This is a genomic window from Roseovarius albus, assembly GCF_900172335.1.
In the GTDB taxonomy this organism is placed as follows: Bacteria; Pseudomonadota; Alphaproteobacteria; order Rhodobacterales; family Rhodobacteraceae; genus Roseovarius; species Roseovarius albus.
Map to the genome: position 1 here is coordinate 42,360 of NZ_FWFX01000017.1, position 23,986 is coordinate 66,345.

A 23,986-nucleotide genomic window follows, 5' to 3' on the forward strand; every position below is an offset into this window, starting at 1 on the left:
GCGAATGCTCGATCCGGCCTATCCAGATGAGGCAGGCCCCCGCGAACTTCGCAAGCTGAGAGACCAATTAGCGAGGGGCGAGAAGCTTGCCAGTGACGATTTTCAGGCCTATCGCAACCGGGCGGTCCGCGAGGCACTACGCGAAATGTTCCATGGAAAATGCGCATATTGTGAAAGTAAAATCGCTGGTTCTCAGGACACTGATGTAGAACACTACCGGCCCAAGAAAGGGGTGTCAGAGGCCGCCGCCGCCGGCATTGACCATCCTGGATATTGGTGGCTTGCGATGGTTTGGGAAAATTTAGTGCTTTCCTGCCAACACTGCAATCAGACGCGATCTTCTTTGGTGATTATTCCAGATGATATAGAGACAGAGGAAGATCTTGCATCATTCCTGATGGGGCAACCGCTGAGTCGAGCGGGAAAGTTAAACGCATTCCCAACCGAGGGAAATCTATGGATAACGACAGCTGAAGGAGAACTAAGTGACGAAAGGCCGCTTATTCTGAATCCGGCTGATGTAGACCCGGAAAGGCATCTGGACTGGGTGTTGTTCAAGGGGGCTGCAACTGTGCGTCCAAAAGATGACAGCCCTGCAGGAGAAGCGACGCGCCAAATTCTCGGATTGAACCGTCGCTGGTTAGAAGAGGATCGCCGAATTCACCTCCTTGAGATGCGCGAAGATCGTAACGACATCATCGAAGCGATTAACAATTGGCTGGAAGCCGACAATCCTTCAGACCGGACACGTTGGGAGCGCTGGGCTAATCGAACGATCGATACTCTCGTACGGAAAACTGACGCGAATAAGCCGTTTGCAGGCATGGCGCGAGCGTTTCTGGCCCAAGTACAGGCAGAGGTAGATGATATGACAGGTCCACAGCATGGCTGAGGTGAGTGTCTCCTGAATATTGGGGATCCACTTGTTCAGGCGGACTTCGACCGTGCATCGACGGCTAATGATTCTGTTATATAGTCCAATCAGAATCGGCTATCTTCTCTAGCTTGCGAACTTCAAAAGAGCACTGAAGAGAATTTCGCCCGTCGAGTTTTTATGTAGCTCGGTTCTCTGCCACAGAATGTCAGTCGCATGAGAGCCCTCCCTCAAACAGCCGTTGATGCGAATTGCAGCATCCGATAGTTTGGGCTCGAACCGGACCTCAGAGGCAGCGCAGCATTTGATTTTCTGGTCTCGCCCACTCGGTCGAAGACGGCCCATACCGGACATTGAGTGGCACCGCAGAAACCGTCCGCATTGAGCCCACACCGGAAGCGCCCGTTTCTCGCGGCACGCGCTCGCAGCACAGATATTGCCGGAAGCGCAATGGTTTCGCCGCCGACGGGCCGCGGCATAAAATGACATTCTGCTAACTTCGGCTTTCACGATCTGGATGCCGACGAGATTACCGGAAATGCGGTTTTTCCACAACTGCGAGAAAGCATTTGACCATAGTCGTTCCGGATCTCGCCATCGAAGAAACACTGACCAACTTCCGATCTTGACCGGTTGCAACTCGGGTTCAAGGGGTCGAAGGAAAGCTCCCAGTGACGCTCCAGAAAAATGCACGGAGTTTCTGAGACGGCTGAAACTCTTTGAACGCTTCCTTATAGGTGACATCCAAAAGTTTTTGCTGCGAGTGTACCTGAAACGACAACTCGGCCAGAAACGTGAGTATCGCGGATGACAAAATGCCATTGTTAGGCAAGGCAGTGTAAATGCCATAGCGTTCATCCGTGAACGTCGCCGGTGCGATCACGCTTCGGTCAAGGCATCCATTGCTGGTGAGCAGGGATCGTATGATCTCGATATCGCCCACGTAGTAGAGTACTTCCCCTGCACAAAAGGCGTCTGCGAGTTCGGCGTGCGTCGGAAAGGCCTTGAACGCGGGTTTGGGCTCGCAATCCGTTGCATTATCGAAGATAATCTGAGATGGTTCACCGTTGCGAACGCGATCCATAGCGATGGAGATGTCCGAGGTCCACCTTCCAAAATTTCCCTCTGCGAGTATCCTGTCGATACCCCTAGGGGCCGCAGTCGTTTCACCAACAGCACTCACCAGAATCCTACAGGGGGCGGCACCACCAGGCAAGTCGCGCGGCCGCGCTAAGGTCACCGCTGACATGTAGACCGGAACAGAAACATTGAGATAGCGTGTCGCGCCTGACCCGCTCAGCCCCACGGCATTGCTTTCAAGGCGATCTGGCATGATAGTGGCCGGATCACAAAGAATGTGCACTTCACCAGCGCGCAACAAGTCGAACCGGTTACTAGCATTCACAAGGCGTGTCTGCACTTTCAGGTCGAGGCGACGTTTGTCGGCAAGGGCATCAAGGACCGCGTTGCACAAGTCGACAACATAGCCCTTGAACCCATTTTCTCGCGGTGTGCCCGCAATGGCAAAATCCGCGATCCCTACTGGTGGAGCGGCATTATAGGAAAACGGGGGCGCATCGGCCCGCACCCCAAAGATTAGCGTATCCTGCGACTGGGCAACCGATCCAGTAAGGAAAGCGACAATTAAAACCAGCAGACCTGCGTGTAAGGATGACTTTCGGATTGCCGGCGAAAAAGACCCCCTCATAGCGTACTCCCCAATCCAAGCGATTGGTCGGCGCCGCGAGCGTCTGGATCCGTGGCAAGTCCTCCTGCTCCGTGCCGTTCCTCTTCGTTTTCTGCCTGTTCGACAAGGAAAGCAAACAGAGCTAGAAACGCTAGGGCAAACAGGCTTTGGAAAGCCCCCGCCATAATATTTGATCCCAAGAGGCCTTGATACAGGGCGTTGAGGTTCTCGAAATTTGGATCACCTGGCGATGGTCGCCCAGATGTCATTAGGAACTGGCCTAGAAGCGCCGCGAAAGCAAATGGTAGGGCAAAGACTGACGCGCAAAGCACCGTTTTCCAACACTGCATTTTGAGATGCTGGTCTGCCACGACTAGTGTTGGCAACCCTATGATCACCGCGAGCGGGATGTAGAGTGCAAAGACGGGTAAGAGGGGAACCAGTACTTTTTCGATTAGGATCGTAAACGAGAAGCTGCCATCCAGTACAAGTAGCAGGAATTGGAGCAGGAATATCGTCGCGGCACCCCCGGCCGCGGCGAAGATCGATGGGAAAGCGATCGTCTTGAGGAGGCGCGTTATCGGAACATTCACCAAATCGTAATCCTCCCAATCTTCGGTGTCGATCAAGTTGCGGCGGATCGACAAGGTGACCACCGACACAAGAAGAAACAGAATTGCCATCGGCAGTATGTCTTGGGCAGCTCGTTCTACGACAAAAATCAGATCGGCGCTCATAACATCCGCCACCGTCCGCCCCTGTTCTCGGCCCTCCATGATGAATCCATAGAGCCGCCAAGCGGGATAAAAGATGAACAAAGCAAAGGTCGTGAGAAGAACCGAAATGACCACCTTGTCTTTGAGAAAGAAACGATCCGGCGCCGTTAATTCCTGAAGGACCCTATTCACCGGCGGATAAATGCTTCCAATATCATCTGAGTCGGTTTGGGAATAGAGAACAGCAAACAGAGCCTTCAGGTTGCGAAGGCAATCGCGGCCCGCCTCTGCAATGGCGCGCATTTCATCGAGTGTCGGGACCGGTTGGGCGTCATCGAGAGCTTTCTGAAGCATCTTTTGGAGTGCTTCACATTCCTTGGCCTGGTCTTTCAGCAACCGCATCATGGTTTCAGTGTTTTCGATCGGAAAAACGCTGTCTTGAAACGCCCCACACACCGCGGGTTCGAGGGAATCGATGGCTTTGAAGTCGTTTCTTGCAATATCGAGACGCTGTCGGGTAACCGAATGATCGTTGACGTCCGCAGTCATTCGTTCAAGAGTATTATCGAACATGTCCAGGTATGGCGCGTCACTGCCCTTGATCGCCTCGGTGTAATTGACGCGACCGAGGCGAGTCACCAGCCTATAAATGCTGTTTGGGATACCGGCCAACCGATGTGCAAAGTTTCGGAACATCATCTCGAACGAACGCAAGGTCTTTCCGGCCTGATTGCGCGCAGAGAGCAAGCTGATCATGGCCAAGGCGACGGCCAAGGGCCACGGGCTTGCTTCTCCAGACACGAGTGCCTCAGTTTGGGTGGACGTCGGCAAGGCCCCTTGACCACCCGATTGTTGAATGCTGTTGCTCGATTTGATCCACAACTCGCCGACTTCGATGCTGAAGACTGAAACGGCATAAATGATCAGGTAAGTTGCGACATAAAAGAAATAGCCTCGATTATACGTCCGAGCCGTCGACAATTGGTCATAGCTAATACCCGAAAGCCTAGGAAATCGACCTTTTGAGAGGACCATCTTTAGTTTCTGGTCGTGGAATAACCGGTGCGCTTCCAACCAGAGTGTGATGGCTCCAACGAAAAAAAACATCCAGAAGGGTAGACCAAAACCAAGCATGCAAAACTCCCATGTCTGGGCCTGGGCATTCCCGGGCCCGTTCAGCGCTGTCGCGCTGCGATTGAGCTAGTAGCAGCGTTGGATGGCGGGATTGCAGGACACCGGTACGATGAGTTTCTCTTGCACAACCGAAGGCGCTTTCGGAGTTGCGTTGACTTGCTCGGGATACACCGTTGGTGTGTAGATCGTAAAAGAAACGAAAATAAATGTAGCGGCAGAAAATAGCATGTTTTGATTCCCAGAATTTAATTTAAGAGCAGTATAAAATATCAGTATTTATACCACAAAACGCTGAAATTTAGAAATTGCTCTAAATGTAGTATTCGCCAGCGCCAATGCAACACAATCTTGCTTTGTGGAAGCCGCTGCCGATTCTCCGTGTAGTGGAAACGGCATCTGAGCTGCAATGAAACAACAGATCAGCCAGAGCCAGGCTGAGGAAAACCGAAAGCGCTGAGCTGAGTAGATCGGAAGGCTTCTCGCCCGTTGAGTCCGCCTCAACTCAGAGGTCAGTGCCCAATCTGACGGTTTGAACGACCGCCTTGGCGACATGAGTTGCGTCGCAGCAACAAATTGCTGCCGATGCAAAGTGTTTCTGCGCCAGCAACAGTCGCGCCGGCAAAAGTCCGGAAAGTCCGCGCAATGGCCATTTAAGTTTGATGGAGCGAATGACTGTTTCCTGCCCAATTTTGCGAAATGCTAGGGTCAAAAAACGTGAGATACAGTCGATCTGATCCTGATGAATTCAATGCGACTTGACCTTCGAATCTCAATGGCATAGGTCATGAATCACTTGAGCGGGCGTTGTGTAGTGGTAAGACCTTAGCCTTCCAAGCTAATGACGCGGGTTCGATTCCCGCCGCCCGCTCCAAGAAATATTTTCCGACACATTACCTATAAAGAATCAAATATGTAACTTTTATGTTGTTGTAATTAAAAGATTTATTCGGATTATCGCAGCTGTCTTCCAAGCTAATGACGCGGGTTCGATTCCCGCCGCCCGCTCCAGAAAATCCCTTATCACGTTTTATGGTATGGATGTCGTAAGATGCTGATTTATAAGTGATGTTTATCGTCTATACAAAATATCTGCTTCAGGGCTAGACTGATCCTTCAGGAGGGGCGGGGATGAAAACAGCGTTTCGCGATATCAGGGACGAGCTGCGGCGGCGTATTATTGCAAATGAGTGGCCCCCCGGTGGCCTGATTCCAAACGAAGTTGACCTTTGTGCCGAATTCAACTGCGCCCGCGCCACAGTCAACCGCGCGATGCGCGAACTCGCCGAAGAAGGACTCATCGAACGCCGTCGCAAAGCGGGCACGCGCGTGCGTGATGTTCCACGTAAGCAGGCCACTTTTGAAGTGCCAGTTGTGCGAAAAGAGATTGAAGCCCGTGGGTCGCGGTATCAGTTTACGCTGTTGAGTAGGGAGGCGATGCCCGCGCCTGCCTGGTTGTGTGCGCGACTGGAGATACCGGATAATAGCCCTGTTTTGCATTTGACGTGTCTGCATTGCGCTGACGGGCATCCGTACCAGTTCGAGGATCGTTGGATCAATCTGAAGGCCTTGCCGCAAGCTAAACAGGCCGATTTTTCAAATGTTGGCCCGAATGAGTGGCTGTTGGCCACAGTGCCCTATACAGATGCACAGATCAGTTTCGGTGCCCTGAACTCCGACCCGGATTTGGCGCATCATTTGGGGTGTAAAGCTGGTGATGCCCTTTTCGTTGCGGAGCGGATGACATCGTTTCAAGATGAGCCTATTACCTACGTCCGCATGATCCATCAGCGCGGACATCAGATGACGATGCGTTACTAAGTTCGATTGCTACAAGGCGTCCAGCAAGGCGCGAATGGCGCTGTTGTAACGCTGCAAAATGCAATCACGTTCAACATGTTGCCCATTCTTGATCATGTGGCGACCTGCGGACCAGACCTCGCTGATCACCCGATCCGGGGCGGCAAAGCAGAGCCCATCCAATAGCTGTTCATCATTCAGAGCCGAGAGCGACGGATGCGCGCGATCAATGGCCACCAGATCAGCCAGTTTGCCCTCAGCGATCTCTCCAGAATCGCGAGCAAGAGCTTGCGCGCCACCGACTGCCGCTCCGCAGTAGAGTGCTTTGCCGGTTGAACCGCCGTCCACAGCAAGGACGTTGCGTTTCATGTCTCTAAGACGTTGAGAATACTCAAGAGTTCTCAGCTCTTCGGTCAGGGAAATCCGAACATTCGAATCAGACCCCAGCCCGAAACGCCCGCCATGTTCTAGATACGTCGTCCCATTGAAAGGACCATCGCCAAGGTTGGCTTCGGTGATTGGGCACAGACCGGCGACTGCACTGCTTCGGGCCAATTTGATGGTTTCATCTTCGGTCATATGTGTTGCATGGATCAGGCACCATCGTTTGTTCACATCGACGTTGTCCAGCAACCATGCCACGGGGCGTTGCCCTAATTTCTCTTCGACCTCAGAAACTTCCCTAAGCTGTTCCGAAGTATGTATATGGATCGGTCCTTCGGGAGTTTGCGCCAGAACCAAGGCCAGGTCTTCGGGCGAGGTCGCGCGCAGTGAATGCGGCGCAATTCCAACGCTGGCGTCATCCGGCAGGAGTGAGAGGTTTACGCGACACTTATCAACCAAGCGCAAAAACCGATCTACATCATTGGCAAAGCGCAGTTGATCGCCAGACAATGGCTCTTGATTGACGCCGCCATAAGTGTAGAGAACGGGCAGGTGGGTCAGGCCGATACCGGTTGTTTGCGCGGCCGCAAAGATGCGTTGGCTCAATTCAGACGGATCGTCATGCTGTGCGCCGCCGGCTTGATGGTGCAGATAATGGAACTCTCCCACCGAGGAATAGCCTGCCTCTTGCATCTCCATGAAAACCAGGGCCGCGATTGCTTCGACCTGGTCTGGGGTCAAGTGCTCCAGAAAGCGATACATCAGGCTGCGCCAAGTCCAGAAACTGTCTTGTCCCGAGGTGCGGAACTCCGTCATCCCCGCCATCGCGCGCTGAAAAGCATGGCTGTGCAGGTTGGCCAAAGCGGGCAGCAGACAATCCACGCATTCATCCTGAGGGGTGCGTGCCACGTCTTCCTTAATCAGGTCAATTTTGCCGTCTTTCAGCGTGACTCTGACATTCTGGCCCCAGCGACTGCCCAACAGGGCGGATTTGGCATGGATCTGCATGGCATCCTCAATATGTATAGACAAATATTTATTACAGCGATATAGACGAAACATCAAGAACCCCGAGCATTGGTAAAATTGCGATGAATAAAAGGATTTTCACCAACCTAGACGTGGCAAGCCTTGCCGCTGGTTCTGTAGCATATGGTCTGATCAATAATGCGGCTATTGCTGTTGAAGGTGAGAAAATTTTGTGGGTCGGGCCCGCTGATGAAGTCCCGCAGGATCTACAATCAGCCGAGCATAGTGATTTAGGCGGTCGGCTGGTGACGCCGGCCTTGATTGATTGCCATACACACATCGTGGCAGGCGGTAATCGGGCAGAAGAATTCGAGATGCGCCTGAATGGGGCCTCTTACGAAGAAGTGGCGCGCGCAGGCGGCGGAATTAATTCCACGGTTCGTGCAACACGGGCAGCGGATCAGGATGCGTTGATGCAGCAAACGCTGCCCCGCCTTGACGCGCTCATCGCAGAAGGCGTCAGCTCGGTCGAAGTCAAGTCGGGTTATGGGCTGGAGCAGGACACTGAGCTTCGAATGTTGCGGGCTGCGCGCGCGCTCGAAACGCTACGTCCGGTGCGGATCAAAGCCACCTATCTTGGTGCACATGCAGTGCCGCCGGAATATGCGGATCGCGCGGACGACTATATTGATGAGGTTGTGATTCCGACATTGCGCGCTGCGCATGCCGAGAGGTTGGTGGATGCCGTGGACGGATTCTGCGAGGGGATCGCTTTCCAGCCTGAACAGATCGCGCGGGTGTTTGATGTGGCGAAGGAACTGGGCTTGCCCGTCAAACTGCATGCCGAGCAGCTGTCCAATCTGGGTGGCGCCAAATTGGCGGCATCCTATGGTGCGATGTCGGCGGATCACATCGAATATTTGGACGAAGACGGCGTGATTGCAATGGCACAGGCAGGCACGACTGCCGTGATTCTGCCAGGGGCGTTCTATACTCTGCGCGAAACACAGCGGCCGCCGATCTATCAGCTGCGCAAACACAAAGTGCCGATGGCCTTGGCCACGGATTGTAACCCCGGATCGTCTCCGCTGACATCGCTGCTCTTGACCATGAATATGGGCTGCACTTTGTTTCGGATGACACCGGAAGAGGCGCTTACTGGCGTGACAAGACACGCGGCACAGGCGCTGGGTCTATCCGATGCCGGCGTCATCGCACCGGGCAAGCGTGCCGATCTCGCGGTATGGGATGTAAAACACCCTGCCGAACTGTCTTATCGCATCGGGTTCAACCCGCTTCACCAACGCATCTTTGGAGGTCAACTGTGACATCACTCACCTTGGTTCCTGGTCACGCCACGCTGGCGCAGTTGGAAGGTATTTATTGGAACGACAGGGCAGCTCGTTTGGATGAGACGTGCAAACACGCAATCGACGCGGCAGCGCAGCGGATCAAAGTCGCAGCCGATGGTGATGTTGCCGTTTACGGAGTGAACACCGGATTTGGGAAACTGGCCTCGGTCAAGGTTGCCCCGGAAGATACAGCCACGCTGCAACGCAACCTGATTCTATCTCACTGCTGTGGTGTAGGTGAACCAATGCCGCGCAAGCTGGTACGCTTGATGATGACGCTCAAGCTGTTGTCCTTTGGGCGCGGGGCGTCGGGTGTCAGGTGGGAGCTGGTGGAACTGCTGCAAAACATGCTCGCCAAGGGCGTGACCCCAGTGGTACCTGCACAGGGGTCCGTTGGGGCTTCGGGCGATTTGGCCCCACTGGCACATATGACTGCGGCTTTGATGGGCGAGGGGGAAGCTGAGTTTGGCGGGCAAGTGCTGCAGGCGGCTGAGGCTTTGAAGCGCGCGGGTCTAACACCCGGTATTTTGGGCCCGAAAGAAGGTCTGGCATTCATTAATGGGACGCAGTTCACCACGGCCTATGCGCTAGCGGGGCTGTTTCAAGGATGGCGCGCGGCGCGCAATGCCTTGGTCATTTCTGCCATGTCGACCGATGCGATCATGGGCTCCACCGCACCGCTTCAACCAGAGATCCACGCCTTGAGGGGCCATCGCGGGCAGATCGAGGCGGCGGCAACTATGCGTGCCATTCTGGCGGGGTCTGAAATTCGCGAAAGCCACCGCGAGGGCGATACCCGCGTGCAAGATCCATATTGCATCCGCTGTCAGCCGCAGGTGACCGGCGCGGCAATGGATGTGTTGCGTCAGGCCGCGACGACGGTGTTGACCGAAGCCAACGCCGCCACTGACAACCCGCTGGTTCTGACCGAGGCCGATATGATTGTGTCCGGCGGGAACTTCCACGCTGAACCGGTTGGCTTTGCAGCTGATATGATCGCGCTCGCGCTAGCCGAGATCGGTGCGATTTCTCAACGTCGTGTGGCACTGATGGTGGATCCGACGCTCAGCTTCGATCTGCCTCCGTTCCTGACTCCTAATCCGGGGCTGAACTCAGGGTTGATGATTGCCGAGGTGACCACGGCTGCGCTGATGAGCGAGAACAAACATCTGGCCAACCCTTGCGTGACCGATTCAACACCGACATCCGCAAACCAAGAGGATCACGTCTCTATGGCCGCCCATGGCGCGCGGCGTTTGAACCAGATGGTTGCCAATCTCAACAACATTCTGGGGGTCGAGATGTTGTGCGCTGCGAGCGGGGTAGAGTTCCGCGCACCACTACAGACAAGCAAAACGTTGCAGCAGGCGATCACACGGTTACGTCAGGAAGTTGCACTGCTGGATGATGATCGCTTTATGGCGCCGGATCTTCAGGCTGCCTGCGACCTGATGGCCAGCGGCGCGATCCTTGAGACGCTAGACGTCAAGCTGCCGGAACTGGCCTGATGCAGGTGTTCAAGGTTCAATCTGGCGATAGCCCTATCGTGCTTGGCCTGCCGCATGGGGGCACCTATTTGCCGGACGAAATTAAGGCACGCTTGAATGACAACGGGCGCATGCTAGCAGATACAGATTGGCATATTGAAAGGCTCTATTCAGGCCTATTCCCGGGGGCGACGGTGGTGAAATCCAATAGCCATCGCTATGTCATCGACGCCAACCGCAACCCACATGGTGTATCGCTGTACCCGGGGCAAAATACCACCACACTGGTGCCGTTGACAGATTTTGACGGTGCGCCGATCTGGAGTGAAGGTCAGGAGCCTTCAGATGACGAGATCGAAGACCGTAGGGCCCAGTTTCATACGCCGTATCATGAGGCGCTGGAGCTGGAATTGGCACGGGTCAAAGCCAAACACGGTGTAGCGATCTTGTTTGATTGCCATTCGATCCGCTCGAACATTCCATTCCTGTTCGATGGTGAACTGCCGATTTTCAATACTGGAACCAACAATGGCGAAACCTGTGCACCCGGAATCGAGCACGCGGTGCATCACGTCGCGGAAGCTTCGGGTCAATCTTCCGTTTTGAACGGCCGTTTCAAGGGCGGCTGGTCCACGCGCCATTACGGCCAGCCTGATACCGGCGTTCATGCCATCCAAATGGAAATTTCTCAGCGTGCCTATATGTTTGAGACCCCGCCTTGGAATTACGATGAGGCACGCGCTGCAGCCATTAGACCGCATCTGCAACAGATGCTTGAAACTCTCAATGATCTGGCCCTGTCAGGCCGCTTGCAAACGGAAGGGAATGCCCCATGAGCGATCCTCGTAAAAACACCCGTGACATCTTCCCCCCAACGGGCACTGAGCTGAATGCCAAAAGCTGGCTGACCGAGGCCCCCCTGCGGATGATGATGAACAACTTGCATCCCGACGTTGCTGAAAATCCGCATGAACTGGTGGTGTACGGCGGCATCGGGCGGGCCGCGCGGACATGGAAGGATTTCGACCTGATCTGTGACAGCCTCAAGGATCTGGATGAAGACGAGACCCTTGTGGTGCAGTCCGGCAAGCCCGTCGCCATTGTGCGCACGCACAAGGATGCGCCGCGCGTGTTGATCGCCAACTCCAACCTCGTGCCGCATTGGGCCAATTGGGATCATTTCAACGAGCTCGATAAAAAGGGCCTGATGATGTACGGCCAGATGACCGCGGGGTCCTGGATCTATATCGGGTCACAGGGTATCGTGCAGGGCACTTACGAGACCTTCATGGAGGCCGGGCGTCAGCACTACAATGGCAATCTCAACGGCCGTTGGATTTTGACAGGTGGTCTTGGGGGCATGGGGGGTGCTCAACCTTTGGCGGCCGTAATGGCCGGTGCCTGTTGTCTGGCGGTCGAGTGCGACGAGAAAAGCGCCGAGTTCCGCAAACGCACGCGTTATGTCGATGAAATCACCCATAGTCTTGATGATGCGCTGGACATGATCGACCGTTGGACCAAGGCGGGTGAAGCGAAATCCGTTGGCCTGATCGGCAATGCTGCCGACATTTTCCCCGAGATTTATAAGCGCGGAATCCGCCCGGATATCGTGACTGATCAAACCTCAGCCCATGATCCAGTGAACGGCTATCTACCGCAGGGTTGGAGCGTGGCGGAATGGCGTGCCAAGGCAGAAACAAACCCTAAAGCGGTGGAAAAGGCGGCACGCGCTTCAATGAAAGTCCATGTGGCTGCGATGGTTGACTTCCACAACAATGGCGTGCCGACCGTGGACTATGGCAACAACATTCGTCAGGTGGCGCTTGATGAAGGGCTGGAGGATGCCTTTGCTTTTCCCGGCTTTGTGCCTGCTTACATTCGTCCGCTGTTCTGCCGTGGTATCGGCCCGTTCCGTTGGGCTGCGCTGTCGGGTGACCCAGAGGATATCTACAAGACCGATCAGAAGGTCAAAGAGATCCTGCCTGACAACATGCACCTGCACAACTGGCTGGACATGGCACGAGAACGGATCGATTTCCAGGGACTGCCTGCGCGCATTTGCTGGGTTGGTCTAGGTGATCGTCACCGCTTGGGGTTGGCCTTCAATGAAATGGTCAAGACCGGCGAATTGAAAGCCCCGGTTGTCATTGGACGCGATCATTTGGATTCCGGTTCTGTTGCGTCGCCCAACCGTGAAACCGAATCCATGAAGGACGGGTCGGATGCGGTTTCCGACTGGCCTCTGTTGAATGCGCTGGTCAACACAGCGTCCGGGGCGACATGGGTGTCGCTGCACCATGGTGGTGGGGTTGGCATGGGCTTCAGCCAGCACGCGGGCGTGGTGATTTGTGCGGATGGCACCGAAGACGCGGCCAAACGGCTGGAACGGGTGTTGTGGAACGATCCGGCCTCGGGCGTCTGGCGTCATGCTGATGCTGGGTACGAAAGCGCGAAAGAGTGTGCACGGGTGAATGGCCTGCGCCTTCCCGGTATCCTTGGCTGATGCCGCATGATGGCGGGTTTAGCGAATGACGCTTGAACCCGCCAATCTCCCGGTGATAAACAATACCGCGCGGCGGGTATGATGTAATGGTAGCCTGTCAGCTTCCCAAGCTGAACGCGCGGGTTCGATTCCCGCTACCCGCTCCATATTCAAGTTAAATTTTGGATTGCACCAAAGATTTACTCCTCCTGCCATTCAACAAAAGAGAAATCATCTACAAGGACGGGTTTTATAGTCCTGCTTCCTTTCGAGTAGAGAAAGCTAAATAGCTTTTTGGGAGGCGCAAAATGAAACATTGGTCGACTTGGGAGCACCCTGTTTTTTGAATCTCTAGCAATATCAAAATCGAATGATACCTGGGTCCATTCGCCTCCTGTTACATTCTTAGAGCCTAGTAAGTTAAAAGGGGCATGTTCCAAGGCTTTGTATCGGTTCATGCCTTCGGGGCGACTCTGTAAATATGCGGATACTTCGACGTCTTCTTCAGCTTTCACCCATACAGAGACGCTGTAACTATCCTGGTTTAGAACCCTCATGAAAGCCTTTAGCCCAAGCTGCATGTGCTCACCGGGTTCTTCGGGGGAAACCTGTAGTGCGAACCGGCCGGTTTTCGGCGTTCTTACCAATTCGATTTTCGCATTTTTTGCGTTCCAGCTGCGTTCATGCAGATTCAGTAATCCATATGTTTCAAAGTCGCCTCGAAAAAAAAGCTCGCGACCTTCCGTTAACGCAGTCCGGTGGCTTGAACTGGATTTTTCCGACTCTTGCTTCAAAGGGAATGAAGTCTTGGCAATTTCATTGTCGCTCCCACGTATGTGGGTGGTTCGACTTGTCGGATTGTCATTTTGGTGGTTGGAGGATGTAACGATAGCGTGTCCACCAGAGAGATACAATTTTGTACCCCGTAGCGCGGAGAGCGCCATCACACGTTGCAATACATACCTGCGTGTGTCTGCCATTGCTGGAATTGGGCGAAAATCCTTAATCTGTAGTGGGATCACTTCTGCCCGATAAAACGTGTTTCCATCCATCCATACTTTTAAGGCATAAGCCCCATGGGTTTCGTAGAAAAATTGATCGAACAGGAAATTGCCAAGTGACCAAGCGATAAGTTTGCCGTTGTAAAGTTCCAACCCCTGGCTCACGTGGGGATGGTGGCCGATGACAAGGTCTGCGCCAGCATCAACAGCAGCTTTTAGCCGGACTTCCGTCGTTTCTGTTGGCTCTTCGCTGTATTCTCGGCTCCCATGATATTGCACGACTGTAACCCGGTTGTCGGCAACCTCCTTGCTAACCGTGGAAATGATGTTTTCCATAGTGCCAAACGCGGCGCCGCCTGTTGCGCCTTCGGCGACTTGGCTTGGTTCAGCTTTGTTTTTCCAACCCACATAACCAAGCATAGAAAACTTCTGCCCGTTTATATTTGTACGGTATGGTGCAAGTGCTTCCGCTTCATTCAGACCTGCACCGGAAAAACCTATTTTCGACTCCCGCAATGCTGCAAGTGTCGTCCTAATCCCTTCGTCTAAGTAGTCATTGGTATGGTTGTTGCCCAACGAAACATAGTCGATCCCCAGCGTTTCCAAGGCATCAAGAATATAGGGGTGCGTATAGAATGTTATGGATTTGGGAGCTTTTTCGGCGGGCTCAAATTCGGCCAAAGTAGTTTCCAAATTTATAGCGGCATAATCTGCTGAACGAAAATAAGGCATCATTGGCCGGAAAAGTTTTTCCATATCCGTTGAGATGCTTTCTGGTCGGATGAGTACCTGTTCATTCCAGCGCGGATCTATATATCGGCGTTCAGCCATGACGTCACCACCGAATATAAATTCAGTCCGCCCCGGTTTCTTGGCGACCAGCTCAATCTTCGGCACGGACAAAGTACGTTTGTTTTGCTGTTCCAGTTCAACATGAGCAAAAGTTTGTATGCCAGTGAAGATGTCGGCTCCATCGAAGCGTATCTGATAAACATCCGCCTCCGGGACACTGACGCTGTAATCTCCTGATGCAGTAACAGTGGCATTTACATCATTGATCGTAAGAGACACCCCATCTAGTAAGGCATGACTATCCACAATCTCCAACTCGCCAATTATTGGAATCGGTTTACCTAGTTGGCTATCTGCCCAAACAGAAATTGGCGCTGCAAAAGCTTGTAGAATAATAAAGAGCGATGCCTTTAACATTGCGAGAATTCGTCTGAACATTGCCAATCAATCCAGTATAAAACCCTCAGCCAACGTTGATGCTTTAAGCAACCGCAAGCAGGCTGAATCAAGTCACCAATAAGCGCAACGTTAAATCAAAAACAAGAGAGAGTTTCTGTCCCGACACTACCCGCTCCAGGCCCTTCAATCTTTCCCGCTACTTTCTATAGCAACCGTGGCCCCGCAATGTTTGCAGTGGATGGCATCGGCGTCGTGGCGGAGCAATCCGCAGGATGTGCACTTGTACTTGACCTTTGTCGGACGAAAGAGAGCCCGGCCGAGTTGAACGAACAAGGCAACCCCGACGCCCATCATCAAGATCGACAAAAGCTTACCGCTTGGTGTCGTTAATGTGACATCGCCGTAGCCAGTGGTCGTGAGTGTGGCGACGGTAAAGTACAAAGCGTCAAGATAAGTGTGCGGGATGTCTTCGGCGCTGAAGTGCAATTCGTACACCGCAGATGTGCAGAAAAAGATAAATATAAACAAATTATTGGCCGCAACGATGGCGTCCTCATTGTTGCGAAAAAACACGCTTTGACGTCTCAGGTCACCCAATAAATAGTAGGAATGCACCAACCTGAGGCCGCGCAGGATGCGCAGAAATCTCAGATCGATCGCGACAAACGGATTTGCAAAGACTGAAAATATAACAAGCACATCCGCCAGCATATAAGGCTTTTTTAGTAGATCGAGACGGTCGTCTGCGATCCAAAGCCTGCACACTGTATCAAGCAATATGATCACCCCGAGCGCGAGGCTGATGGTGATCAATACCGGAGAGTTGGGAAGCGGGGCGGTCAGTAGGAAAAACCCAATAGAGGCAAAATCGAACAGAATTAGTCCGTACCGGAAATTTACGGAAATCCGTTCACTTCCGGTATAGAGGGTTTGTATTTTCGACTGCAGCTGCGTGAGCATGGGTCAATCTTAAGCTAAAGCTGTGTTCTCGAGCTTAGCCGGATTGAGATAATAAATCACGAATTTCGCGGAGTTTTTCTGCTGCGAGCTCTGGCGTGTCCCGAATTTGGTCAAGGATTTTTGCGATCTTTTCCTTGGTCGCATCATCTAGAGTGCTGTCTTTGAGCGTCTGAATAGCTTTCTCGAATTCAAACCCCGTTTCGGAAATGATGCCTGTGTCCTGCCATGCAGCAACCAGATCTTGGGCTTGCTGACTGAGGCTTTCCGCCGAGCTTGCAGCGAAATCTGCAAAGTCATTCGCGGCGGCTTGCAACTCTTCCTGAAGGTTTTCTTGTATGCCTTTGCCACCTTCAACAAGGGCGTCCCCAACGTCAGAAGCTGCGTTCCCTAGATCTTGAACCGCTTGTTCCAGTTTTTCTGCAGGCGTGGGTTCTGGTTTGTTCAAGGTGAAAATGAGCACTGCTAGAACAGCGATGCCGACGGCTCCTAAAACAACGACCTTATTCATTTATGTTCTCCTTGTGGAAAGACCTTTGATTCAATTGCATTTCTTCGACCAGACATAGCAGCGGGTATTTGGTGTTGCGAGCGAAGATTAAGGGTTGTGATGTATCACACTTTCGTAACACATATTTCTGGCAAAATACGATCTCGCATCTGAACTGAGAGCTTGCTAACGTCCAATTATGTTTAGATTTGTCATTCTTTTCTTAGTGTTGCTTACAGCTTGCGGGCGGCCATTGACGCCATCTGAGGCATCATTTGCCAATCAACTGTATGGTGACAGTCTGAATACAAATCGAATCCGCGTCGTAAATGGGGCTTTGGTTGGGAAGGTCACCTATACACGCCAGAAGCGCCCACGCCTTACTTGCCGGGAACGTATCTTGCCCGAGCCGAAGAGTGAAAAAGTCACCGTGTCGCCAGCCGCGGTCGCACTTCATAATAAGGTTTTCTTTGCCAAAGACTGGTTCGAGCCGGATTTTCTGCCGGTCTACCCAGAGCGTTATAGCTTGATCCATGCGATGTTATTTGCACATGAGATGGCGCACATCTGGCAATGGCAGAACCGCGCTGTGACGGGCTATACGCCCTTTAAGGCGGCGAATGAGCATGGCGGAGGTAAAGATCCCTATTTGTTTGACATCGAGACAGATACGTCATTGCTCGACTATGCTTATGAACAACAGGCGAGCATCGTGGAAGAATATGTCTGTTGCGCCACGCTGGATCCCACGGCCCCTCGCACTAAACGATTGGAAACCCTTTTGCGCGGTAGCTTTCCCCTGCAAAAGCTAACTATTCCAAATCAGGTTGCCTTGCCGTGGGATGACGCCAAGGTCGAAGGCATTTGCCGTTGATCACAATACGCGGAGCAGCGGCGCCATTTCTTGCGTCTAGTCCCGCCCGGAATTTAAATCCCTTTTATCCAAAGTTGGGGTAACGTGCGAATATGGACAATCAACTGCTTTTTTTGATCTTGCCTTTCTCCATGGGTGTTATCGGGACGCTTTTTCTGTTTCGCAAACCCGCCGGGCACCGCGTCTGGAAAGTGGCGGACCTTCTGTGGATTGTATTGGGCGGATTTGGCGCCTTCGGGGCCATTTTGGCAGGCGTTTATACGGACGACAGTTCGCGTATCGAGCGTCAGATTGATATCGCTTATGCCGCCACAACAGCCTTTGATCGGGATGCGGCACGCTTTCGATTGCACTATTGCCAGAACGACATCAATGAGCCTGTCTCGGTGCTTTGTGACAAAGTCGACTTCCTGTCAGCGTCAACTGCGGGTAATGCCGAGCTTCCCTTGTTTATCGAAGTCACAAATCAGGTCTCCCCCTTGCAGGGACTTAGATTTGTATTGGGGCGCCCGCCAGATGAGAGCGCAGAAATGGAAGAGATGGTGGATGCTGTCGACAGCTTCGATCCGGATCAGTTTCTTGCCTTCGCAGCATTTGATGAGCACACATTGGAGGCGATGGGCGCCTTGCGGGCCGAACTTCCTAGCATCTCTGGTGACTTTCAAATTCTCGCGCAAAGCTATGAAACCCTGATTTCGCAGGTGCGTACTCTGAAATCAGAATGGGAGTTTTTGCAGGAGAATGCGTTTATTCTGTTGCTGCAAATTATCTCACTATCTTTGGTGAGCTTTGCCGCACCGTTCAGACTGGGAAAGTCGTTGGTGGAGCTCCGTGCGGCGCGGTGAGAAATGCGATGCATGGAATCGCGCAATTGGTTCCGTGCGCAGGGAAAACTACATTAGAGTGCTGCCAGCACTATGGATGTTTAAATAAGTTTCGAAAAATTCAAAATCATGTTCCGTCCTGATTTATCAAGAACTGGCATTAATAACCTTTGGTAAGTCAACTCCAGGCTCGAGTTGGTTTCTGGGTGCTTCACAAAGATTTTCTGCAAAGTCACCGGGAAATGCGTGTTTTTTACGCGGGCATAATCATTGATGATGCGGCCGCGACGTTCCGGTGTGAGTTGATCAAGAAGATCATAGAGCAGGTCCGGATCGTTTCCGCCCAATGTTTGAGATGCTAAACTGTTTTTTCCGATGCTGCCGACTTGAATAGTCGTGTCAGTTGTGCGGGGCTGATGGTGTAGGTCGATATTGTCGGAGATGTCTTCGTAGTTCTCCAAACGCCCACCTGTGCTGTGCCACCAACGGATCAGATCATCAATCTTGGTATTTTTGCGCCGTTCAGCTCGAGCCGAGTTGCGAGTACCGCGCGTGGCTGTCCCTGACCCATTAAAAAAGTGTTGTCTTTCGGGGCTCTTTAATTGGTTTTGTTCAGCCTCTAAGTCGCTTGATATGCCCGCCAGAAACTCGATCGGGACTTCAAGACAGTCTGCAATTTTTCGCGCCGTGAACAAGCCAGGTTCTGTTTCTGGGTTTTTGTTGTTCAAGAGGTTGGAAATATATCTGTTACCCTTTCCCACATCGATGGAAAGTTGGCGTCGATTTCCTCGGTATATTGGGCTGCTTGACATAGCGGCCAATAATCTGGATCTGAAGTCGGTCATCTTTTGGTGTTCGATTTAGTACCGTGCTGTAATTGTTTTGAGTGCCCCATCCTACTACATCTTTTTTCATCGGAACGCGTACTTTATAGCGGATTGCATTGATTGTGTGTGAAAATTTTGCCCTAAATCACGCATTGTTCGCGCTTTATTGACATTCAGAACCCGCAGGATTGTGCTTGATGGTATGTAGATCTACCAGCGAGAGAGAGACTCTTCGTCCTCGTCTTTTGCCGCAACCCAAGCCGCTTTTTGTCCGATTACTTCTTTTTTCCAAAAGGGCGCTCTGGATTTCAGGAAATCCATCAAAAACTCGGCCGCCTGAAAAGCATCCACGCGATGTGGGGCGGAAGTAGCAACCATCATGATGTGATCGGTCGGTTGTAAACGACCATGGCGATGTATGATAAGAATGTCACCAAGGTTCCAGCGCTCCATGGCATCCGAAGCAATCTTACCCAGCGCCTTTTCGGTCATGCCGGGATAGTGTTCAATCTCCATGACATCCAGATTACCGGTACTGAGATCTCGTACGATTCCGGTGAACGTTACAACGGCACCCATGCCTTCTTGGCGGTTGGCAAAGCGATTTGTTTCTTCACCAAGATCAAAACCCGCCTGTTGTACTCGGATTTCCATTTTTCATCCGCCGGTCATTGGTGGGAAAAAAGCCACTTCTCGGACGCCGGCTAACGGCGCGTCAAAATGTGTAAGTTCCTGATCGACGGCAACGCGCAAAGCACTCAGGTCGGAAAAGGCGACCGCGTAGCGCTCTTCCTTTGCAGACAATTCGTTTACCAGATCACGCACGGTCTTTGCCGTTGTCTCCACCTTGTCTTTGGGGTGGCCAATCCGTTCGCGGACCCAAGCAAAATATAGCACGTCCATCAGTCGCCATCCTTCAGGTGCGGGATTGCTTTGTTGAAGTAATCAACCCCGGTTATAAATGTAAGAGCTGCGGCCAGCCACAGGAGCCATAGGCCAGCATACCCCGACCAGAACATACCAGCCTCCTTCCAGCGAAGGCCATTCACATCTTCTTCGGCGCCGGACAAAATATTTTCTACAAGTGTCTCTTCCATGCCAAAGCTGGACATTACCAGATAGTGTTCAAACACACCTTGTGCAAATAGCACTGCAATTGCCACCATCTGGGCTGTGGTTTTCCATTTGGCCAATTTAGTGACTTTAAGAGTGCCGGCCGTGTCTCCCAGATATTCGCGCAGACCAGACACAAAGACTTCGCGAAACAGGATGACCGTGGCGGGTAGAACAAGCCAAGGCGACATGCTGGAATATCCAACGATGACCATAAGGGCGATTACCACCATCGCCTTGTCGGCGATGGGGTCAAGCATCGCACCCAGCTTTGTTGTTTGTTTCCACGCGCGCGCGAGATAGCCGTCGAACCAGTCGGTGATCGCCGCACTGATGAACAGCAGCAGCGCAAACCAATCCGCATAGGGGCGGTGGAAGTACAAAAACATCACCGCAACGCCGGGTGCGGCCAGCAGACGCAAGGTGGTCAGGATATTTGGAATGTTCCATGTCATGACACGGTTCTAACGGGAATGGCAGCCAAGGAAAAGTGCAGAGAAATCATCCCTTTTCATGAAAGTAGTCATAAATCTTTTGTGCAAGGGCGGCTGAGATTCCTTCAACAGCGCGCAAATCTGCAAGATGGGCTCGACTTACAGCTTTGGCTGATCCGAAATGGGTCAACAGTGCACGCTTCCGGCTGGCCCCGACCCCCGGCACTTCGTCCAATGGGGTTGCGCCAACCGTCTTAGCGCGTTTGGCGCGGTGGGTGCCAATAGCGAACCTGTGGGCTTCATCCCGCAGGCGCTGAATGAAATAAAGCACCGGATCATTGTGACGCAGAGCCATTGGGCGTTTGCCCGTGCGATGGAATTCCTCCTTGCCGTGATCTCGGTCAACGCCTTTGGCGACACCAACCATCGGCACGTCTTGTACGCCGGAATCGATCATGATCTCGCGCACGGCACTGACCTGACCGGCACCGCCGTCGATCAACAGAAGATCTGGCCATAGACCCTTCGAGCGATCCTCATCCTCTTTCAACAAACGCTTGAACCGACGTTTGAGCACCTCTTTCATCATGCCAAAGTCATCGCCCGGGGTCAGCTCTTCCCCTTTGATATTGAACTTACGGTACTGGTTTTTCATGAACCCGTCCGGTCCCGAAACAATCATCGCCCCAACCGCATGTGCGCCCTGAATGTGGCTGTTGTCATAAACTTCGATGCGTTGAGGTGGGGCGGGTAGCTCGAAAGCGTCTTGCAAACCTTTGAGCAATTTTGCTTGGGTCGCCGCCTCGGACATTTTACGCGCGAGGCTTTCGCGCGCGTTGCGCAAGGCGTTGTTGACCAGTTCAGCCTTTTCACCGCGCTGAGGCATCAGGATCTCAATCTTGCGACCCAGCTTGTCACTCAACGCCTCTTGCATCAGGTCATCGTTCTCAATCGCGTGGGACAGGATCAGTTGCTTGGGTGGTTCCTTGCTGTCGTAAAATTGGCCAATGAAGGCTTCCATCACTTCGGCTTCGGAAACGTCGTTCATGATCCTGGGGTAAAAATCACGGTTGCCCCAGTTTTGCCCTGCGCGGATAAAGAACACCTGCACGCAGGCCTGTCCTTTTTCCATATATAGGGCGATCAGGTCCGCCTCGCTCACGGTTCGGGGATTAATGCCTTGCGAGGTTTGCACCTGTGTCAGAGCTTTAATGCGGTCCCTAAGAGCGGCAGCACGTTCAAATTCCATCGCGTCAGAGGCTTCGTGCATCTGTGTTGCCAGCTTTTCTTGAATCTCGGTTGAGCGCCCTGAAAGATAGCGTTCAGCATCGTTGACCTGCGCCATATAATCCGCCTTGGAAATGTAAGCGACGCAGGGCGCAGTGCAGCGTTTGATTTGATACTGAAGGCAAGGGCGTGTGCGGCTGTCGAACATGGAATCGGAGCAATTTCTAAGCTGAAAGGCACGTTGTAGCTGAGCCAAAGTGCGGTTGACCGCGCCAGCGCTCGCAAAAGGCCCGTAGTAGGCGCCTTTTTCTCGTTTTGCCCCCCGATGCTTTTTGACCATTGGAAAATCATGCGTTTTGGTCACCAGAATATTGGGAAAGCTTTTGTCGTCACGCAGCAGGACGTTGTAGCGCGGTTTAAGCTGCTTGATCAGGTTTTGCTCAAGTAAGAGCGCCTCCGTCTCGGTGCGGGTGGTCAGAAACATCATCGAGGCAGTTTCGGTGATCATCCGTGCGATGCGATGCGTATGCCCGGTCATCCGGGCATAATTGGACACGCGCGCGCGCAGGTTTCTGGCTTTGCCAACATACAGAACTCGCGCTTGCGCATCGAGCATGCGATACACCCCCGGAGAGGCATCCAAAGTTTTCAGATAAGAGTGGATCAACTCGTGACCCGTCAGCGTGGTCTCGGAAGGGGGGGTATCAGGCATGGTGATAAGATACGATTCTCTGACGTGGCTGCAATCTTATAAGGTATTTAACAAGAGGAAACCTTTCCACGGTTCCTGTGGATAAACTTGGAGATAAGTTTCCCGGATCGGCTAATTCTCGTTGTAAATGGGTGGTTTTATGCAGTTGCCTAAAAATTAGGCAAATTGCTAAGATGTTGAAAAGTAACAGGTAAATTTCTTCCATCAAGCAATCCACTGAAAACATTACGATTTTTGTAACTCTTATGTGAAGGAAGGGCCGAAAGTGCAAAACTTTCCTGCCTGCGGACGAAATCTTACCGGCCAAAGACAAAAATGAGTTGGGATATGGGCGGTTAACGGATGTGGCTATGAAGCGTTGATTGTCGTGTATGTGGATTATGCGAAAGGGTAGGATTTGGGTAAATTCTGCCAGTCTAGCACAGCACAAATCCAATGTAGGCAATGTAAAGACCGGATAACACCGCCCCCCATGTGCGGCCAATGTCTTTACTCATGAATACAAACGGGATGAGCATCAAAGACGCTGCAAGCATCACCCACAAATCAAATTCTAGGAAGCTCTCCGCGACGGGAATATTTCCTATCACCGAAGTCACCCCAATGATGGCCAGCAGGTTGAACATGTTCGAGCCGATGACATTGCCAAGGGCGACGTCGGCTTGTTTGCGCAAGGCGGCCATCACGGTCGTAGCAAGTTCTGGAAGGGAGGTGCCAAGGGCTACGAGCGTCAAGCCGATCACCGAATCGCTGATCCCGAAAGAGCGCGCGATAATAGAGGCATTATCCACCAATAGGTCGGCGCCAAGTGGAAGCCCAATCAGGCCGAGGATGAGAAAAGTACTGATCTGCCACCATGGCATGTCTGGATCAGCCCCTTCGATATCTTCTTCATCTTCGCAGTTGGCCACACAATTTCGACGATGCCGTCGGGCTTCGCGCATGGCATCACCCAGTACATAGGTCAGAGCCGCAAGTAGAACGACACCGGCGAAGAAGTCAAAAGTGCCACGGAAAGCCAGCCCGATGAACAGCAGCGAAGCTCCGATCATCGTGAGATAGTTTTTGCGCGTATCACATTCGCTGGTGTGTAAGCCAGAAATCAGTGCAGGTACGCCCAGAACCAACAAGATATTGGCGGTATTCGATCCGACCACGTTGCCCAGCGCTAGTCCCGGTTTGTTGTCCATGACAGCGTTGACCGAAATCAGCAGCTCAGGGGCCGATGTGCCAAATGCAACGATCGTAAGGCTGACAATCAATGCGGGAATGCCCATGCGCAGGCTCAAGTTCACAGCACCTTTAACCAGAGCATCCCCACCCAAAAGCAGGATGAAGAGACCCAGACCTGTGAGAAACCATGGGATCATTTACGCTTGCCTTTCTTGCAGGCGCAGGGGCCTTTTCCGAGTTTGAACCGCCCGCAATCAGGACAACGTTTTGAGGCCAGCTTT

At 52.7% G+C, this 23,986-nt stretch carries 20 protein-coding genes and 2 tRNA genes; 10 read left to right on the forward strand and 12 right to left on the reverse strand.

The features are described from left to right. The first annotated feature begins 4 nt into the window (after positions 1 to 4). Entirely contained in the window at positions 5 to 892 is an 888-nt protein-coding gene (locus ROA7450_RS18925) for an HNH endonuclease (protein WP_085807528.1), read from the forward strand. Positions 893 to 1,520: 628 nt separating this feature from the next. On the opposite strand, the gene ROA7450_RS18930 is transcribed toward ROA7450_RS18925, so the two are convergent. Together ROA7450_RS18930 and ROA7450_RS18935 are read right to left on the reverse strand one after the other, a co-directional pair. Then, positions 1,521 to 2,582 (reverse strand): transporter substrate-binding domain-containing protein, encoded by a 1,062-nt coding sequence (locus ROA7450_RS18930; RefSeq protein ID WP_085807529.1) that lies wholly within the window; start codon positions 2,580 to 2,582, stop codon positions 1,521 to 1,523. Beyond that, positions 2,579 to 4,384 carry a hypothetical protein gene (locus tag ROA7450_RS18935; RefSeq protein ID WP_143534537.1) on the reverse strand — a complete coding sequence of 602 codons (1,806 nt, stop codon included), beginning with the start codon at positions 4,382 to 4,384 and terminating at the stop codon, positions 2,579 to 2,581. The genes ROA7450_RS18930 and ROA7450_RS18935 overlap by 4 nt, the downstream gene beginning before the upstream one ends. Positions 4,385 to 5,208: 824 nt before the next feature. Here ROA7450_RS18935 and ROA7450_RS18940 point away from each other — a divergent pair. Together ROA7450_RS18940 and hutC are read left to right on the forward strand one after the other, a co-directional pair. Beyond that, positions 5,209 to 5,282: transfer RNA gene (locus ROA7450_RS18940), tRNA-Gly, on the forward strand. Between the two features lie 257 nt (positions 5,283 to 5,539). Continuing rightward, positions 5,540 to 6,229 (forward strand): histidine utilization transcriptional repressor HutC, encoded by a 690-nt coding sequence (gene hutC, locus ROA7450_RS18945; RefSeq protein ID WP_085807531.1) that lies wholly within the window; start codon positions 5,540 to 5,542, stop codon positions 6,227 to 6,229. Between the two features lie 9 nt (positions 6,230 to 6,238). Here hutC and ROA7450_RS18950 read toward each other — a convergent pair whose 3' ends face one another. After that, positions 6,239 to 7,600, reverse strand: coding sequence for a formimidoylglutamate deiminase (locus tag ROA7450_RS18950; protein ID WP_085807532.1), 1,362 nt, complete (start codon positions 7,598 to 7,600; stop codon positions 6,239 to 6,241). 83 nt (positions 7,601 to 7,683) lie between these two features. Here ROA7450_RS18950 and hutI point away from each other — a divergent pair, with 83 nt between their 5' ends. From hutI to ROA7450_RS18975, 5 genes are all read left to right on the forward strand, one after another. Then, positions 7,684 to 8,889, forward strand: coding sequence for an imidazolonepropionase (hutI, locus tag ROA7450_RS18955; protein ID WP_085807533.1), 1,206 nt, complete (start codon positions 7,684 to 7,686; stop codon positions 8,887 to 8,889). Then, positions 8,886 to 10,421, forward strand: coding sequence for a histidine ammonia-lyase (hutH, locus tag ROA7450_RS18960; protein ID WP_085807534.1), 1,536 nt, complete (start codon positions 8,886 to 8,888; stop codon positions 10,419 to 10,421). Before hutI ends, hutH begins: the two co-directional genes overlap by 4 nt. Further along, complete coding sequence (hutG, locus tag ROA7450_RS18965) at positions 10,421 to 11,236, forward strand: N-formylglutamate deformylase (RefSeq protein ID WP_085807535.1); 816 nt, start codon at positions 10,421 to 10,423, stop codon at positions 11,234 to 11,236. Before hutH ends, hutG begins: the two co-directional genes overlap by 1 nt. Beyond that, a complete protein-coding gene (gene hutU / locus ROA7450_RS18970) occupies positions 11,233 to 12,903 on the forward strand; it encodes a urocanate hydratase (protein ID WP_085807536.1) in 1,671 nt (556 codons plus the stop codon). Before hutG ends, hutU begins: the two co-directional genes overlap by 4 nt. Positions 12,904 to 12,975: 72 nt before the next feature. Continuing rightward, positions 12,976 to 13,049: transfer RNA gene (locus tag ROA7450_RS18975), tRNA-Gly, on the forward strand. A gap of 33 nt (positions 13,050 to 13,082) precedes the next feature. On the opposite strand, the gene ROA7450_RS18980 is transcribed toward ROA7450_RS18975, so the two are convergent. The 3 genes from ROA7450_RS18980 to ROA7450_RS18990 all read right to left on the reverse strand — a co-directional run bounded on the left by ROA7450_RS18980 (position 13,083) and on the right by ROA7450_RS18990 (position 16,542). Next, positions 13,083 to 15,092 carry a CapA family protein gene (locus ROA7450_RS18980; protein WP_159454109.1) on the reverse strand — a complete coding sequence of 670 codons (2,010 nt, stop codon included), beginning with the start codon at positions 15,090 to 15,092 and terminating at the stop codon, positions 13,083 to 13,085. Positions 15,093 to 15,257: 165 nt separating this feature from the next. Further along, on the reverse strand, positions 15,258 to 16,034 hold the full coding sequence (locus ROA7450_RS18985) for a potassium channel family protein (protein WP_085807538.1): 777 nt from the start codon (positions 16,032 to 16,034) through the stop codon (positions 15,258 to 15,260). A 34-nt stretch (positions 16,035 to 16,068) separates the two neighbouring features. Beyond that, positions 16,069 to 16,542, reverse strand: coding sequence for a hypothetical protein (locus ROA7450_RS18990; RefSeq protein WP_085807539.1), 474 nt, complete (start codon positions 16,540 to 16,542; stop codon positions 16,069 to 16,071). Between the two features lie 379 nt (positions 16,543 to 16,921). Here ROA7450_RS18990 and ROA7450_RS18995 point away from each other — a divergent pair, with 379 nt between their 5' ends. Next, positions 16,922 to 17,395, forward strand: coding sequence for a hypothetical protein (locus ROA7450_RS18995; RefSeq protein ID WP_306372438.1), 474 nt, complete (start codon positions 16,922 to 16,924; stop codon positions 17,393 to 17,395). A gap of 131 nt (positions 17,396 to 17,526) precedes the next feature. Next, a complete protein-coding gene (locus ROA7450_RS19000; RefSeq protein ID WP_234999600.1) occupies positions 17,527 to 18,240 on the forward strand; it encodes a hypothetical protein in 714 nt (237 codons plus the stop codon). 80 nt (positions 18,241 to 18,320) lie between these two features. On the opposite strand, the gene ROA7450_RS19005 is transcribed toward ROA7450_RS19000, so the two are convergent. The 6 genes from ROA7450_RS19005 to ROA7450_RS19030 all read right to left on the reverse strand — a co-directional run bounded on the left by ROA7450_RS19005 (position 18,321) and on the right by ROA7450_RS19030 (position 23,902). After that, positions 18,321 to 18,947 carry a hypothetical protein gene (locus ROA7450_RS19005; RefSeq protein WP_085807542.1) on the reverse strand — a complete coding sequence of 209 codons (627 nt, stop codon included), beginning with the start codon at positions 18,945 to 18,947 and terminating at the stop codon, positions 18,321 to 18,323. A 309-nt stretch (positions 18,948 to 19,256) separates the two neighbouring features. Further along, positions 19,257 to 19,700: a molybdenum cofactor biosynthesis protein MoaE gene (locus tag ROA7450_RS19010; protein WP_085807543.1), complete on the reverse strand. Its 444-nt coding sequence runs from the start codon at positions 19,698 to 19,700 to the stop codon at positions 19,257 to 19,259. A gap of 3 nt (positions 19,701 to 19,703) precedes the next feature. Then, the gene (gene moaD, locus ROA7450_RS19015; RefSeq protein WP_085807544.1) at positions 19,704 to 19,949 is read right to left on the reverse strand and encodes a molybdopterin converting factor subunit 1; all 246 of its coding nucleotides are present in this window, start codon (positions 19,947 to 19,949) and stop codon (positions 19,704 to 19,706) included. After that, entirely contained in the window at positions 19,949 to 20,614 is a 666-nt protein-coding gene (pgsA, locus tag ROA7450_RS19020; protein ID WP_085807545.1) for a CDP-diacylglycerol--glycerol-3-phosphate 3-phosphatidyltransferase, read from the reverse strand. The genes moaD and pgsA overlap by 1 nt, the downstream gene beginning before the upstream one ends. A gap of 46 nt (positions 20,615 to 20,660) precedes the next feature. Beyond that, complete coding sequence (uvrC, locus tag ROA7450_RS19025) at positions 20,661 to 22,532, reverse strand: excinuclease ABC subunit UvrC (RefSeq protein ID WP_085807546.1); 1,872 nt, start codon at positions 22,530 to 22,532, stop codon at positions 20,661 to 20,663. 416 nt (positions 22,533 to 22,948) lie between these two features. Further along, entirely contained in the window at positions 22,949 to 23,902 is a 954-nt protein-coding gene (locus tag ROA7450_RS19030; RefSeq protein ID WP_085807547.1) for a calcium/sodium antiporter, read from the reverse strand. Between the last annotated feature and the right edge of the window lie 84 nt (positions 23,903 to 23,986).